This window comes from Streptomyces sp. NBC_01775, from assembly GCF_035917675.1.
Classification (GTDB): domain Bacteria; phylum Actinomycetota; class Actinomycetes; order Streptomycetales; family Streptomycetaceae; genus Streptomyces.
Genome location: NZ_CP109104.1, coordinates 135,062 through 148,742 on the forward strand (window position 1 = coordinate 135,062; position 13,681 = coordinate 148,742).

At 71.7% G+C, this 13,681-nt stretch carries 14 protein-coding genes and 1 riboswitch; of the genes, 5 read left to right on the top strand and 9 right to left on the bottom strand.

All coding sequences use genetic code 11. The features are described 5' to 3' along the window. Position 1 precedes the first annotated feature (1 nt). A riboswitch (cobalamin riboswitch) is annotated at positions 2–72 on the top strand. A 180-nt stretch (positions 73–252) separates the two neighbouring features. Beyond that, positions 253–1,380: an MFS transporter gene (locus tag OHB04_RS00705; RefSeq protein ID WP_326685788.1), complete on the top strand. Its 1,128-nt coding sequence runs from the start codon at positions 253–255 to the stop codon at positions 1,378–1,380. A 123-nt stretch (positions 1,381–1,503) separates the two neighbouring features. Here OHB04_RS00705 and OHB04_RS00710 read toward each other — a convergent pair whose 3' ends face one another. After that, positions 1,504–2,748 carry a cytochrome P450 family protein gene (locus tag OHB04_RS00710; RefSeq protein ID WP_326685789.1) on the bottom strand — a complete coding sequence of 415 codons (1,245 nt, stop codon included), beginning with the start codon at positions 2,746–2,748 and terminating at the stop codon, positions 1,504–1,506. A gap of 658 nt (positions 2,749–3,406) precedes the next feature. Further along, positions 3,407–4,558, bottom strand: coding sequence for a S1 family peptidase (locus tag OHB04_RS00715; RefSeq protein ID WP_326685790.1), 1,152 nt, complete (start codon positions 4,556–4,558; stop codon positions 3,407–3,409). A 636-nt stretch (positions 4,559–5,194) separates the two neighbouring features. Between OHB04_RS00715 and OHB04_RS00720 the strand changes: the two genes are divergently transcribed. Further along, positions 5,195–5,416, top strand: a complete 222-nt coding sequence (locus tag OHB04_RS00720) for a hypothetical protein (RefSeq protein WP_326685791.1) — start codon at positions 5,195–5,197, stop codon at positions 5,414–5,416. Positions 5,417–5,464: 48 nt separating this feature from the next. Here OHB04_RS00720 and OHB04_RS00725 read toward each other — a convergent pair whose 3' ends face one another. From OHB04_RS00725 to OHB04_RS00735, 3 genes are all read right to left on the bottom strand, one after another. Further along, positions 5,465–5,635 (bottom strand): hypothetical protein, encoded by a 171-nt coding sequence (locus OHB04_RS00725; RefSeq protein WP_326806503.1) that lies wholly within the window; start codon positions 5,633–5,635, stop codon positions 5,465–5,467. Between the two features lie 120 nt (positions 5,636–5,755). After that, positions 5,756–7,117, bottom strand: coding sequence for a hypothetical protein (locus OHB04_RS00730; protein WP_326806504.1), 1,362 nt, complete (start codon positions 7,115–7,117; stop codon positions 5,756–5,758). Positions 7,118–7,395: 278 nt separating this feature from the next. After that, positions 7,396–7,632: a chaplin gene (locus tag OHB04_RS00735; RefSeq protein WP_326685794.1), complete on the bottom strand. Its 237-nt coding sequence runs from the start codon at positions 7,630–7,632 to the stop codon at positions 7,396–7,398. A 227-nt stretch (positions 7,633–7,859) separates the two neighbouring features. Here OHB04_RS00735 and OHB04_RS00740 point away from each other — a divergent pair, with 227 nt between their 5' ends. After that, positions 7,860–9,005, top strand: coding sequence for a pyridoxal-phosphate-dependent aminotransferase family protein (locus OHB04_RS00740; protein ID WP_326806505.1), 1,146 nt, complete (start codon positions 7,860–7,862; stop codon positions 9,003–9,005). Positions 9,006–9,063: 58 nt separating this feature from the next. Here the strand turns inward: OHB04_RS00740 and OHB04_RS00745 are convergent, their stop codons facing one another. Further along, positions 9,064–9,708, bottom strand: coding sequence for an HD domain-containing protein (locus OHB04_RS00745; protein WP_326809377.1), 645 nt, complete (start codon positions 9,706–9,708; stop codon positions 9,064–9,066). Between the two features lie 56 nt (positions 9,709–9,764). Next, a complete protein-coding gene (locus OHB04_RS00750) occupies positions 9,765–10,211 on the bottom strand; it encodes a nitroreductase family deazaflavin-dependent oxidoreductase (RefSeq protein ID WP_326685796.1) in 447 nt (148 codons plus the stop codon). A 216-nt stretch (positions 10,212–10,427) separates the two neighbouring features. On the opposite strand from OHB04_RS00750, the gene OHB04_RS00755 reads away from it, so the two are divergent. Both OHB04_RS00755 and OHB04_RS41640 read left to right on the top strand, forming a co-directional pair. After that, entirely contained in the window at positions 10,428–10,643 is a 216-nt protein-coding gene (locus tag OHB04_RS00755) for an EF-hand domain-containing protein (protein WP_326685797.1), read from the top strand. 213 nt (positions 10,644–10,856) lie between these two features. Next, positions 10,857–11,393, top strand: a complete 537-nt coding sequence (locus OHB04_RS41640) for an SAV_915 family protein (RefSeq protein ID WP_442814766.1) — start codon at positions 10,857–10,859, stop codon at positions 11,391–11,393. 30 nt (positions 11,394–11,423) lie between these two features. Here the strand turns inward: OHB04_RS41640 and OHB04_RS00765 are convergent, their stop codons facing one another. Then, positions 11,424–12,104: a peptidoglycan-binding domain-containing protein gene (locus OHB04_RS00765; protein WP_326685798.1), complete on the bottom strand. Its 681-nt coding sequence runs from the start codon at positions 12,102–12,104 to the stop codon at positions 11,424–11,426. Between the two features lie 207 nt (positions 12,105–12,311). Continuing rightward, a complete protein-coding gene (locus OHB04_RS00770) occupies positions 12,312–13,676 on the bottom strand; it encodes an MFS transporter (RefSeq protein ID WP_326685799.1) in 1,365 nt (454 codons plus the stop codon). Positions 13,677–13,681 lie beyond the last annotated feature (5 nt).

The following is a 13,681-nucleotide window of genomic DNA, read 5'->3' on the forward strand; positions in this document are numbered from 1 at the left end:
GGGGAAGCCGGTGCGAATCCGGCGCGGACCCGCCGCTGTGACCGGCACCGACCGCGGCCTGGCCGGAAGGTCGCGCGGCACTGATCGTCGACGGTGAATCCTCTCTCATCAGACTAATTGGCTCAATGGTGTCTAAATATTGCCCAGTTGGTCTGTGATGGTCTAAATCCCCTTACTCTGGATCGTTATCCGCCCGGCCGCTCCCCGCGTTTTGGGCCGGGTCACGACCCGCCGCACGAGAGGGGTGCCCCTATGCGCGGGCTGCGCTGGGCCGCCGCTCTCGGCAACGCCGACTGGCATGTGGGCGCTCCGCTGCTGGTCGCGCTCGCAGCCGCCTGGCACACCGACATCGCCACCGTCACGGCGGGGATCGCCGCCTATCCGCTGGGACAGGGGCTCGCCCTGCCGCTGTGGGGCTGGCTGGCCGACCGCTACGGGCCCGGGCACTGTCTGCGCGCCGGACTGGCGCTGGCGACCGCGGCCTCCGTGGGTTCGGCGCTGTGTCCGGGGCCGGTGTACTGGGTTCCGCTGCGTGCCGCCGCCGGTGCGGGCTTCGCCGCCGTCACACCCTCGATCTCCCTGTTCTACGAGACGCTGCGCCCGGCAGGCGACCGGCAACGAGCCTTCGCCACCCTCACGACCGTCACCGCGACGAGTGCGATCGCCTCCCCACTGCTCGCTGACATGGCCCTGCGGTGCGGCTCGTGGCGGCCCGCGTTCGCCGTGATCGCCGTACTCACCGCGGTGACGGCGTGCCGGGTGAGCACCGCGCCTCCGGCAGCCGCGGTAGAAGTCACCAGCACCGAGGCACCGGCGGGGACGATGCGGACGTGGCCCTCCTCCACGTACCTGACGGTGATCGGTCTGGGCGCGGCCGAGGGCGCCGTGATGCTCGGGCTGCCCGCGCTCCTCTCCCCCGCCCTCGCCATGGCGGGCGCGGACACGTCGACCTCCGCCGTGCTGGTTCTGTACGCCACAGGCGTGCTGGTCAGCACCCTGCTCCTGCGCCGGCACGCCCGGGCATGGGGCCCGAAACGGCTTCTGGTGACCGGGGGTTGGCTGGGCGCGGCCGGTGCGGGCCTCCCGGCTGTGCTGCCGGGAGCCACCGTCTTGATGCTCTGCGCGGTACTGCTCGGCGTCGCGTGGAGCTACCTCCACACGACGTTGCAGACCTGGTTGCCCCGGCTCCTTCCCGCTCCGGCTCGCGCCCGTGCCGCCTCCCTGTTCTCCGCGGCGGCGCTGCTCGCGAGCTCGGCGGCGGTGGCGCTCACCACCTCCCTGCTCCAAGACGGCCGGCACACAGCCGTGTTCGCCACCGGCGCGGCACTGTGCGGCGCGCTCACGTGCTGGACGGTGCTCGTGGCCCGCCGGTGGACGTGACCGCCGGCCCGCTGCTCGAGGGATCCGACGACGGCCCGGAACGACAGGCGCTCGCCCCGGAGTTCGAGTCCCGCGGGCCGGGAGGGTCGGCCAACGCCCCTGTCGTGGCCGGGCAGTCCGTGGTCAGGCGGTGGGAGCCGGGCGGAGCCGCACCGGGAGGGTGCGGTGGCCGTTGGTTATCAGCGAAGGGATCAGCTCCAGTTCGTCCGCCGGGACCGCCAGCTCCGCCAGGGGGAAGCGGGCGAAGAGCTCCCTCAGCGCCGTGGTGGCCTCCAGGCGGGCCAGCGGAGCGCCGAGGCAGAAGTGGACGCCGTAGCCGAAGGCCAGATGCTCCGGACCCGGCGCCGTGCGGGTCAGATCGAAGGCGTCCGCGCTCTCGCCGTGCCAGTCAGGGTGCCGGTTGGCCGCGGCGTACGAGGCCAGGATGGGTTCTCCGGACGCGATGACCTGTCCGTCGGGCAGCGGGATGTCACGGACGGCGTACCGCAGCGGCAGGTGTTTCACCGCCGACTCCAGCCGCAGGGTCTCCTCCACGACATCGTCCCAGGAGGCGCGCCCCTCCCGGACATGGGCGAGCTGGTCGGGGTGGCTCAGCAGGGCGGTGATGGCCTGGTCCAGGAGGTTGACGGTGGTCTCGTAGCCCGCGCTGATCATCAACAGCAGCGTGTCGCGCAGTTCGCTGGTCGTCAGCGCCGACTTGTCGCCTTCGTCGTCCTGCGTCGCGAGCAGCAGTGAGGTCATGTCCTCGCCGGGCTCGGCACGCCGGGCGGCGATCATCTCCTCCAGGACGGCGTAGAGGCTGACCGTGTTGGCGGCTGCCTCCTCGGAGGTGAGGGTGGTGGAAAAGACCCCGTCGACGAGGGAGCGGAAGGCTTCGCGCTGGGCTTCGGGCACACCCATGAGATGGCTGATGACCCGGATGGGAAGCGGGTAGGCGAAACGTTCCCGCAGATCGGCCGGCTCACCGGGCGGGAGGCTCGCCAGCTCGTCCAGCAGGTCAGCGACGAGCCGCTCGACCGTCTCCTTGAGCGCGGCCACGCGCCGGGCGCTGAATGCCGGGGCGACCAGCCGCCGCAGCCGCCGGTGTTCGCTGCCGTAGGCCGTGAACATGTTGTCGACAGCGACCCACAGCGCGAGCGGCCAGCGGGAGACGGCCTCCTCGTAGCCCGGCCAGTGCTGCCGGGCGTCCTTGGAGACGTCCGGACCGGTCAGCAGCTTCTTCAAGAGCAGGGGATCGGTGACCGACCACGCCGTGACGCCGAGGATGTCCACGCGAGTGGCCGGTCCCCGCGCGCGCAACGCCTGGTGCTCGGCGTCGGGATCGGCACTGGTCGGGTCGAGGACGAGGAGGTCGGGCTGCTCGGACACGGGAAAATCTCCGTTTCGGCACACGGGACAGGACGGATGGCGGGGACATCGCGGGTGCTCCCCATGCCTCCGGGCAGGAGACCGGGGCGCGAGGGAAGGGCCCTTGTCGTCACGCCCGCTCATCCCCGAGCACACCTTGCATCCATGCCCCGTCGATACCAGCCGTAGGCATGGGATTACAGCTGTCCCACGGGGCGGCCGGACCAGGGCAGGGCGGGCGTCCGGGAGACCAAGTCGGCGCGTGCGTCGGGAGGTTGTGCCGGGCGGCGAGGTGTGTGCGCCGCCCGGCGTCCTGGCGTCGCGCACGAGGAGGCCAGGGGCTCCCGCGCCGCTGCCGGCGCCCCAAGGGTGCCGGCAGCGGCCACTTCGCCGCCTCGCCGCCCGGCCGCCGCACACGCCCGCGCACTCGCCCCGTACCGGCCGGAAGCAGGAGAACGAGTACCTGCCACCGGCAGGGTGCGGCCGGCGCCGACGGATCGCCCCGGAGCGGCGGCAGGCAGGGAGGGAGCGGCCACGCAGGCTCCCGCGACGGTATCCAGCTCGCGGGGCCCCGGGGCCGCGCCCGGCCCGACGCGGCCCCGGCCCCCGTTGACGACGACCCGACGGCCCCCGCCCACGGCCCGGTCGGACCGTGCGCAGGAGCAGGCCGAATGCGGGGTCAGGCCGTGTGCAGGGTCAGGCCGTAGCGGGCCAGGATCTCGTTGATCGGCTGGTACCAGGTCTCGCCTCCGCTGCCGCAGTTGCCCCAGCCGCCCGACGTCACGCCCTGGGCCTGGTCGCCGCTGATGAAGGAGCCGCCGGAGTCGCCGGGTTCGGCGCAGGCGTTTGTCTTGGTCATCTGGTGCACGGCGCCCTGGCTGTAGTTGACGGTCTCGTTCTTGGCCAGCACGCTGCCGCAGTGCCAGTGGGAGGTGGATCCCGAGCGGCAGATGGACGCGCCGATCGGCGCCTCGGCCGAGCCGCGCACCAACTGGTCGGACACCGTGCCCCAGCCCAGGACCACCGGGACCGTCCACCAGCCGCTGCCGACGCTGACCCAGGCGTAATCGTTGTCGGGGAACGAGGAGCCCTGGAAGGTACCGATGTGCGACCTGTCCCAGCCGGAGACCGCCGCGCCGGACCCGCCACAGTGACCGGCCGTGACGAATCCACCGTGCACCGAGAAACCGATCGAGCAGCGGACGTTGCCCGTGTAGTAGGGGTCCCCTCCGACGGTTCCGGCCGCGAAGGTGCTGGGCCGGTGAGTCGTCGTCTTCACGGTGAGCGGGCCGGTGTCCCGGGCCTTGGTCAGGAAATCCTCGACCGCGCCGGTACGCCGCTGTTTGGCCAGGACCTCGACGACGATCCGGTTGGACTTCGGATCCACATGCCAGCCGGTCACGCTCCGGGGGGCTTTGAGCGCGTCGAGGCGCTTCTTGGCCGCGTCGAGCTGCTCGGCGCCGCGCTCGACGATCTTGACCTTCGCCCCGGCCGCCCGCACGGTCTCGGCCTTGCTCCGGCTGGTCAGGGCGACGGTCAGCCGGCCCGTGTCAGGCGTGAACCACGAGCCGCCGTACGACGATCCGGCAGCTCGCCGCGCCTTTCGCTCGACGGCGGTCGCCTTCTTCTCCGCCTTCAGCCGCGCCCGGGCCTGGTCGCTGGTGAGGCCGAGGTCGCGGTGCATGGCGGAGAGCAGACCTTCGGTTGCCGGGGCTTTGCCGGCCGGCGCGGCCTCGTCCGTGGCCGAGGCGGGGATCAGCCCGGCCGTCGTCCATATTCCGGCGGCGAGGAGTGCGGACAACGCCGCGTGTAAAACCTTCGTGCGTCTCATGGGTTGGCCCTTCGTTGTTCCAGCTTCGTGGGGGTGGAACAGCAAAGCCTGGGAGCGCTCTCAGGTGATGCTCGGAGCGGAGCCTAACGAAGGACCACCCACAGGTCCAGGCCAATGCGGTGCTGAATCCTCCGGCTGTCCGGGGCTCGGACGCGCAGCCGCGCCGGAGCCCAACGCGCCGCGCTCATCGGTATTGCCGAGCAGGCCCCGGCCGGGAGGGGGCCCGCTGTCCCGCTCCCGCGCCGCCGCACGAAGACGGGCCGGTCGCTTCTCGGCGCCGACGGCATCGGAGAGACCGACGGCACCCCGATGCCATGAGGGCATGAGGAACAGCGCGTCGCGCGGGGAGAGTTGGCTCCCGGCGATCAGCCCTCGCGGTAGACCGGAGGCCGAACGGCTTGGGCCCGCGACAGGAGCCGGGTAGGGGCCGTGGGCCGGGGCTCCTGCCGAAGGGGCGATGATCGAGGGGTGGAGAAACGTATCGACCTTGATCGGGCGGCGGCCCAGGTTGGGGCCCGGCGCCGACAGTGGGAGACCCGCGGACTGGCAGTCGGGCCACTCAGCTGGCGGGACGGGGCCGCGGAGTGGCCTCAGCCTCTGGAGCCGGACCGGTCGCGGGTGCGGGAGCCCGACTCTGTGGGGGTCCGCGTTGCCCTGCACCCGGCGTCGGAGCTGATCGTGGTGCTGTTCCAGGGCGGCTGGGCCGACGTCGACTTCGTCGCGGACTTGACGGGCTTGGACGGAGCCGACGTCGTCAGCGAGAACCCACGGGTGAGCTCACCCACGCTGTTCGGGGAGCTGCTCGACGACTACGTGCTGCGGGCGTTCGGCGCGCCCGGGGCCGGGACTCCCGCGTGAAGAGGAGTCGCCGCCTGAAGCCGGTGGTCAGCGAGCGCCCGCCGGTGGTCAGCGGGCGCCGCCGAGCAGGAGGCCCAGAACCTTGCCGACGGACTGGAGACTCGCCTGTTCCTTCTGGGTGAGAGGGGCACCGGGGTCGTCGGCGGCCACGGCTGTGCCCATGGACAGAACCGTCGCGCACATCAGGGCAGCCAGCGTGGCGGATACTCGGCGCATCATCAAACACTCCCCAAGAGAGCTGGGCTGACAATCAGTCCATCCACCCTCATGTATCGCGACCCGCCCGACCTGCATCCCGCTCTTCTCGCCGGCCGGGTCCACCTCAACGGACCAGGGAGTCTAGGAAGAGGAGACGGCCCCCGGGAGGGACTCCAGGCGTTCTTCCAGCAGGCGGACGGCGCCGGGCTGGCGGCCGGGGACCTGCCGGCGGAGGGAGAGAAGGGTGGGGGCCAGGCGGCGGGCCGCTGCCGGGTCCCGCAGCTGCTCCCACTGGTGGTGTGCTCGGTCGACCGCCGCCTCGACGTCCTGGGCATCCGATGCCTCGCCGCGTTCCACACGCACACGCGCCGCCGCCATCCACAACTCGCAGCTGCGGGCCGGGTCTTCGGCCAGGCGGGCCAGGTCCGCGCGTACCTCCAGCCAGTGCAGGGCGCCGTCGGAGGCCGCTCCCTCCGCGCGTAGCGCGGCGCCCTCCCAGGCCGCCGCTATCGAGGCCGCCTCACCATGACGGCCCGCCCGGGCAGCCGAAAAGATCGCTTCGTGGGGATCGGCGGGCGGGCCCTCTTGCGGGCCGTTGTGGTGGCCGTTGTGCGGCCCCGTCTGCGCGCTGCCGTCCGCCCCCGTCCCCGCAACCGGGATATCGCCGTACATGCCGCCCGTGCCCGCAGGGGCGGGCGGCGGGCCCGAGGCCGGCTCTTGCACGGGCTCCGGGACGGACGCCGGCGCCTGTGCCGGGCCCGGCACGAACCCCGATCCCGGCCCGGGTGCCGGTACCGGACCCAGAGGAGCGTCCATGGGCTGAGGCGCCATCGGCCGGCCGCCTGCGACACCGCCCGCCCCGGGGCCCATCGCCCCGGCCGCCAGGAACACGGCGTCCGCGGGGCCCGCCAGGGCGGCGGCCTGTTCGTGGAGCTGGGCCAGGGGCGGGCGGGCGCCGCTGCGCCACACGCGGACGAACTCCTGGATGTAGGCGGGCGCGGCGGCCGGGCCGCCGGACTTGCGCCGCCAGCGGGACGGGGCGCCGGCGGGGAAGACCCTGCCGTACATGGCTACGCCCTCTCCCATCGGCAGACCCTCACGGCCCAGCAGCTCCCACGCGGCGGGGCCTGCGGCGAGGTCGACGAGGAGCGTGGTGGTGCCTGGCGCGCGGGCCGCGAGTTCGTGCGTCAGCCAGGCCCAGGGCAGGGCGCTGTAGCGGATCGTTGAGGGATTGGTGCGGGCCAGTGCGAGGTGGATGCCGCCCCGCTTGGGGTCGGCGTGCAGCTCTCCGACGATGACCATCGTGAGCGGGCCCTCTGCCGCGGCAGCCGCGCGGAACCGTACCAGCACCGCCTGCGGGTCGACCGGGTCCGCGAGCTCGATCACGCTGGCCGACTCCGTGCCCGTGAACACGCCTGCGGGCACCGCGGCCAGGCCGGGCAGCGCCGACGCGGCGTCCAGCAAACGTGCTTCGGATGCCGGAGCAGCAGCCAGAAGCAGCACCGTCCCCAATACACCCTCCCCCATTGTCCCCACACCAGCACCCTAACCCCGTGGCGGGCGGTGTGGGACGCCGGATGCCCAGGTGACCGTGGGGAGGCCGGCCGTGCCGGGCGCTCCAGCCGGGTTTGTGCGGGATGCGTGGTGTCGCGGGACCGAAGTGTCCGGGGCTCTGGGGGCGGACGCGCGGACGCCCCGCCGTTGTGGCGGGGCGTCAGAGCGGCCGGAGCCGTGGCCCGGAGGCGGAGGACCGTCAGGGCCCCCAGGTGCGTGGCCCGGTCTCAGCCGTTCTTGCAGCGGTTCCCGATCGCGGGGTTGAGGAGCCCGATGATGTTGACGGTGTTGCCGCACACGTTGACCGGAACGTGCACGGGGACCTGGACGACGTTGCCGGAGAGAAGCCCAGGCGAGTTGGCTGCGCCGCCCTGGGCTCCAGAGTCGGCAGACGCGCCGGCCGCCCCGCCGAAGACGGCGGTGGCTGCGAGCGCTGTGGCGATGACCGCGGTACGGATGCGCATGGCGATCCTCCCTTACTGTAAGTGCAGAGTCGGGCCGAACAATGCACGGATCGGCGGGTGCGGAAACCGCTAAGGGGGCGAACGGTCCAAGCGGGTCACCCGATCGTGGTCAGGTTCCGGGGTCCGGGGTGCCGGGAGGCGGTGCTGGGGGTGCCGGCGGGGCGGACGTACAGTCGGGCATTACCCGGGCCGTGGCCGATGCGGCTCGTCATCGCTGGAAGGCGACCGTGACTGCGAACAACGAGCACCTGTCCCTGCTGGATCTGCCGCCGCTCGGTGCGGGCCGCTTCGCGGCCATCGAGGACAAGCTGGCGTCCCTCATGCGGACGCGCTCCGACGTCGTGACCATGCAGGGCGAGGCGCTGCTGCCGCTGGAGGCGTGCATCCGCTCGGCGGCCCGGCCCGGCAGTACGGCGCTGAACGTGGTGACCGGTCCCTACGGGGAGACGTTCGGGGGCTGGCTGCGCGCGTGCGGGGCCGAGGTGGTCACGGTCAGCGCGCCGTTCACGGGTGCGGTCGCCCCGGAACAGGTGGCCGAGGCCCTGCGGGAGCGTCCCGAGATCACTCTGGTCAGCCTGGTGCACGCGGAGGCGGCCACGGGCAACACCAATCCCGTCGCTGAGATCGGTGCTCTGGTGCGCGAACACGGCGCGCTGCTCATGCTCGACGCGGTCGCCTCGGTGGGTGCCGAGCCGCTGCTGACCGACGAGTGGGGCGTGGACCTGTGTGTCATCGGGGGCCAGAAGGCGCTGGCGGGGCCCGCGGGAGTGTCGGCCGTCTCGGTGAGCGAGCGTGCGTGGGAGCGGATCGCGGCCAATGAGCGGGCCCCGCGCCGTTCGTATCTGTCGCTGCTGGACTGGAAGGAGCGGTGGATCGACGCGGGCCGCAGCGCGCTTCCGCACGCTCCGGCGCAGTTGGAGATGCTGGCGCTGGAGCAGGCCGTGGACCGGGTGGCGGCCGAGGGGCTGGAGGCGGGTGTGGGCAGGCACCGGGCTGCCTCGGCGGCGCTGCGCGCGGGGGTGCGCGAGCTGCCGGGACTGGCCCCGTACGTGCTGCGCGACGAGGATGCCGCGCCTGCCGCGACGACGGTGCGTGCCGAGGGGGACGTGGCGGCGGGTGAGGTGGTCGCGGCGGCGCTGGCGGCGGACGCGGATGTTCCGCTCCAGGGCGCGGCGGGCCCGCTGGCCAAGGAGATGCTCCGGGTCAACCACTACGGCCGGGCCGCCGACCGCGCGGTCGTGCTGGCCTGTCTGGAGGCGCTGGCGGCGGGCCTGAGCGCGCTCGGTGTGCTGCGGGGCCAGGACGGCACGGGCACGGCGGAGCGGGCGGTGACCGTCGCGGGCGCGGCGTGGGACGAGACCGTGGGGCGGTAGCCCCAGGCGGTGAGGGCCCGGGGTGAGGGCCCGGAGCGCGGACAGCTGGGGGGGGCGGCTATTCGGGCCAGGGCGAGTCGAGGATGACGCGTACGAAGTCGCCCCGCTGGAAGTGCGGGTCGTAGTGGGCCAGGACGTCGGCCTTGACGTTGCCGAAGGCGGTCTCCGGCTTGGGTCCCACGCCGTCGGCGAAGGCCCGCAGGATGCGCTGCTTGAAGCCGGGCCGCGGATGCATGGCGACGACGGCGGCGCGGTCCTCCTCGCCGATGTCGTCGAAGCCGATGCCCAGGACGTCGTACTCCACCCCCGCCGTCACCAGCGCCACCTCCGGCTCCATGAACGCGGGGATGCCGGGGGTGGTGTGCAGGGCGATGGCCGTCCACACCCGCCGGACGCTGTCCTCGGGGACCTGGCGGGCCTGGAGGAAGCGGCGGGCCTCATCCGCGCTGTCGACCTCGAAGCGGCGCCCGCTGTCGTGGAACTCCTCCCCCAGGCCCAGATCGTGGAAGAGGGCCGCCACGTAGAGCAGTTCGGGGTCGAAGCTCAGGTCGCGGTTGCGTCCTTGCAGCGCTCCGAAGAAGAAGACCCGGCGGGAGTGGTCGAAGATCAGGTCGCTGGTGGTGTCGCGTACGAGGTCGGTGGCCTCGGCCGCCAGCCGTGAATCCGGGACCTGTACGCCCCCGGGTCCGTGCCGCTCGCTCATCGTCCTCACCCGCTTCTCCTGGCCCCAGGGCCCGGCTCGGTTGTGCAGCTGTGGGGTCAGTGGCCGCCGGGGGTGGGCTCCAGGACGAAGACCGGGATCTCGCGGTCGGTCTTGCGCTGGTAGTCGGCGTAGTACGGGAATGCCTCGACGGCGTGCTGCCACCACACCGCCTTCTCCTCGCCGGTCACCTCACGGGCCGTCATGTCCTGCCGCACCGGCCCGTCCTGGAGCTCGACCCGGGGATCGGCGACGACGTTGTAGTACCAGACCGGGTGCTTGGGGGCACCGCCCAGGGAGGCGACGACGGCGTACTTGCCCTCGTGCTCGACCCGCATGAGCGGGGTCTTGCGGAGCTTGCGGCTCTTGGCGCCGTGCGTGGTCAGCACGATGACGGGCATGCCGAAGATCGTGGTGCCCTCCGTTCCGCCGGAGCGCTCGTACTGCTCGACCTGGTCGCGCGCCCGCTGTTCCGGACTCGGCTCGTACTCACCGTGAAGCGGCATGCTGATTCCCGTCCCTCGTCTGCTCGGCTGCCCGTCAAGGTTCCGCACGGCACACGCGTCGTCCGTGCGGTGCTGACTCCCCCCGGCTTATCACGCCGGGCCGATTCGTACACCTACGCCCGCGCGGACGGCCGAGGGTCCGGCGGCGGGATAGCGTACGGGGGCGTGCGCTGAGCACGTGTGTTGTTGTTTGTCGACTCGGAGGAAGTAACTCTCGTGGCCGGTATAGAGGACGCGCGCAAGACGTTTGACAGGTTCGACAAGAACGGGGACGGGTTCGTCACCGCGGTGGAGTTCCAGCAGGCCATGGTGGAGCTGGGCGACAGGCACTACACCGTGGGGCTGGCCGAGGCCATTCTCAAGACGCGGGACGGCAACGGCGACGGCGTGCTGTCGTTCGAGGAGTTCTTCGAGAGGGCCAAGGAGGTCTGAGAACGGCGGCGCCGGCGCTGACGGCCCGCACGGCCCCGCGGGACCCCGCGAGGGGCCGTCGCGCCGTCAGCGCCGCGTCGGCGGACGGGCCCCCGGCGCCGGCATCGTGGCAGAGCCGGGCGGCCACCCCGCGGTTTGGGCATAACGTCACTGGTGATGCCCCGGCCGCCTCCCCGCACCGGGGCTTCCTTCCGCACCGCCAGGAGGAGTCCCATGGACCAACCCCGTCCCGCCGTCGGCCCGTCGTCCGTCCCCCGGTCCGCCGGCGACCCGCTGTTCGTCCCCGTCCGGCGCGGGCCCGACGGGTGCGCCGGAGCCCGGCTGTTCCGTACGCCGGTCGGACACCGTACGGCGGTCGGCTTCACCAGTGAACGGCGGCTGACCGCCGCGCTGGGTCCCGCACAGCCTTGGCTCAGGCTCTCCGAGCCCGCCCTCCGCGCCCTCGCCTCGCCCCTGGGTGTCGGCTCGGTGACGGTCGACCCGCTACAGGTCGGGCGCGCGGTGCGCGGCCCGGTGACGGCGGAGGGCCCCTTGATGACGGCCGGCCCCGTGGGCGGGCGGGGCCCGGCGACCATCCGCGACTTCTTTCCGGTACAGACGCAGGCGCCCGAGCGGGAGCCGCAGGGCACGGCAGCGGGCGCACTGGGTGCAGGCTCCGGCTCCTTGCCGAAGCCGAGGCCGGAGCAGGGGCCAGGGCTGGAGCCGGTCAGCACTTCGACGGTGAACACCGCGACGGAGGCCGCCCGATGAGCCTCCCCACGCGCCCGCGACTCCCGGCGGTTAGGGGATGGGCTCGACGGACGGCGCTTCTCGGGCGAGGAGGTCGCGGGCGAACTGCTCCCACTGCGCGTACCTGTCCGGGTACGCGGAGCGCTGCACCGCCTGGCACACCTCGCCGGGCGGCATCGATTCCCAGCCGCCGATCTGGAGGAGTCCGGGATTGGTGCCGAACGGGGCGACGCCGTAAAAGGATTTCGAGGAGGTGACGACGTCGGTGATCTGCTCGGGCGTTCCCCATCCGGTACTGGGACGCTGCTGGAAGATTCCCAGGGAATCGTGGTCGACCGGTTCGGTGTAGTTGATGAAGTTTGATTCCTGCATTGCCGTCATCAACGCGATGACCTGCCCCTGTTCGGGGATTTGGGCGCCTTTTCCGACACCGATGACGGTGCGGGCGTTCGCGAGCTGCTCGGGCCCCAGGTCGGCGGCCGAGCGGAAGACCTGACGCCGTTCGCTGTCAGGTGCGCCGAGCAGGGCTTTCGCGGTGGCCGGGTCGGCCTCACCCGTACGGTTGAGGCCGTGGTCGGCCTGGAACCGTTCGAGTCCGCGCCCGTCCCCCGGCGTGGGTGCGGAGGCGGCGGTGGAGCCGGGAGACGCGCTGACGGCATGCGGGGCGAGGAGGAGCGGCCCGGCCGCGAGAAGTGCGACGGCCGCCCCTTTCGCCGTTCTTTTTTTCGGCATGCTGAACGGTGACGGGAACCCGTTTTCCTTGTCAAGGGACACGCGCAGCAAGGGAATTGACGGCGATTCACTTTCACCCGGACTTCTCAGCCGAATGGCCGCATGTCATTGCCGGGCGCCGGAATGACCGGAATTCTCAACGCAAATGGTGCCACCTTGGGCTTCTCCACAGCCATGGAACGGACCGGGGAGGACGGCCGCGTCCTCTCAGGACTTCGCCGGTTGTGCCGGGGTGCGTTCCTGTCCGGGTGCCGGCTGTTTCTGGCGCGTCCGGGGGCCGAAGACGGCCAGCGTCACAGCGCCCAGGAGCCAGCTGCCGGTGATGAACAAGAAGACGCTCTGGTAGCCCGTGCCGTTGTAGAGGGCCGCGATGATCAGTGGGCCCGCGGCGTTCGAGAGGCGGCCCAGGCCGTAGGAGACACCGGTGCCGAGCGAGCGTCCGTGGGTGTCGAACAGTTCGGGCGAGTAGGCGTAGGCCAGTGCCGTGTAGCCGCGCTCGAACATGTTGACCAGGAATCCGAAGACGACGATCAGGACCGGGTTGAAGGTGAGTCCGTACAGGAGACCGCAGATCGCGATGACCGTACCGAAGACGACCAGGCACCACTTGCGCTCGAACCGGTCGGTGACCAGCGCGGCCAGGAAGGAACCGAGCGGCGCGCCGACCGTGGTGAGCGCGACGTAGAAGAGCGATTTCTCGACGCTGAGGCCCTCCTGCGCGAGCAGGGTCGGTGCCCAGCTGGAGTAACCGAAGAAACCGATGGTCTGCGTCACCCACAGCACGGTGAGCAAGCCGGTGGGGAAGAGGTATTTCTTCTGGAGCAGGAAGCGGAGCGACGCCTTGCCCGGACGTGTCTCGTCGACCGGCGGGGCGGGCGGGGGAAGCGGCCCCTTCTCCGCCGTGACCTCCGCCTCGATCTCCGTGAGGATGGCGTCGGCCTTGGCGTACTCCCCCTTGCTCTCGTACCAGCGGGGTGATTCCTTCATCCGCCTGGCGAACAGGACGAAGAGGATCCCCAAGGCACCCCACAGGTAGACGAGCCGCCACGACCAGTCGTTGACCGGCACGACCAAGCTGGCGATGAGATTGGTGACCGGCGTGCCGCAGATGCCGATGACGATGGCGTACGCCTGGTACTTGCCACGGTTGGCGGCCGGAAACAGCTCGCTGACGTAGATCACCGCGACGACCGTCATCGCGGACAGGCCGGCGGAGGTGAGGACACGGAACACGCCGAGCGAGACGATGTCCCACGAGAAGGCCGAGACGAGCGAGAACACGCCGAACCACACCGTGGTCAGGGTCAGCGCTTTCTTCCGGCCCCAGCGGTCGGAGATCCAGCCGGCCACCACGGAGCCGAGGAACATGCCGACGAACGACAGCGAGGTGACGTACGCGACCTGGTCGACCGTGACGCCCCACAGCTTGACCAGCCTCGGAGCGGTGGTGGCGAAGCTGTTGATGTCCGCGAATTCGAAGAAGTAGGCGAAGGAGACGGCCACCAGGGCGAACTTGTGGAATCTCGCGATGGGCAAGCGGTTGAGCCGGTTCAGCGCATTGGAGTGCTGCATGGGGA

What these genes read in the sequence shown, in the direction of transcription:
- OHB04_RS00705 (WP_326685788.1), top strand. Translation starts at nt 253, where the DNA reads ATGCGCGGGCTGCGCTGGGCCGCCGCTCTCGGCAACGCCGACTGGCAT.
- OHB04_RS00770 (WP_326685799.1), bottom strand. Translation starts at nt 13,676, where the DNA reads ATGCAGCACTCCAATGCGCTGAACCGGCTCAACCGCTTGCCCATCGCG.
- OHB04_RS00735 (WP_326685794.1), bottom strand. Translation starts at nt 7,632, where the DNA reads ATGCGCATCCGTACCGCGGTCATCGCCACAGCGCTCGCAGCCACCGCC.
- OHB04_RS00765 (WP_326685798.1), bottom strand. Translation starts at nt 12,104, where the DNA reads ATGCCGAAAAAAAGAACGGCGAAAGGGGCGGCCGTCGCACTTCTCGCG.
- OHB04_RS41640 (WP_442814766.1), top strand. Translation starts at nt 10,857, where the DNA reads ATGGACCAACCCCGTCCCGCCGTCGGCCCGTCGTCCGTCCCCCGGTCC.
- OHB04_RS00715 (WP_326685790.1), bottom strand. Translation starts at nt 4,558, where the DNA reads ATGAGACGCACGAAGGTTTTACACGCGGCGTTGTCCGCACTCCTCGCC.
- OHB04_RS00750 (WP_326685796.1), bottom strand. Translation starts at nt 10,211, where the DNA reads ATGCCGCTTCACGGTGAGTACGAGCCGAGTCCGGAACAGCGGGCGCGC.
- OHB04_RS00725 (WP_326806503.1), bottom strand. Translation starts at nt 5,635, where the DNA reads ATGATGCGCCGAGTATCCGCCACGCTGGCTGCCCTGATGTGCGCGACG.
- OHB04_RS00745 (WP_326809377.1), bottom strand. Translation starts at nt 9,708, where the DNA reads ATGAGCGAGCGGCACGGACCCGGGGGCGTACAGGTCCCGGATTCACGG.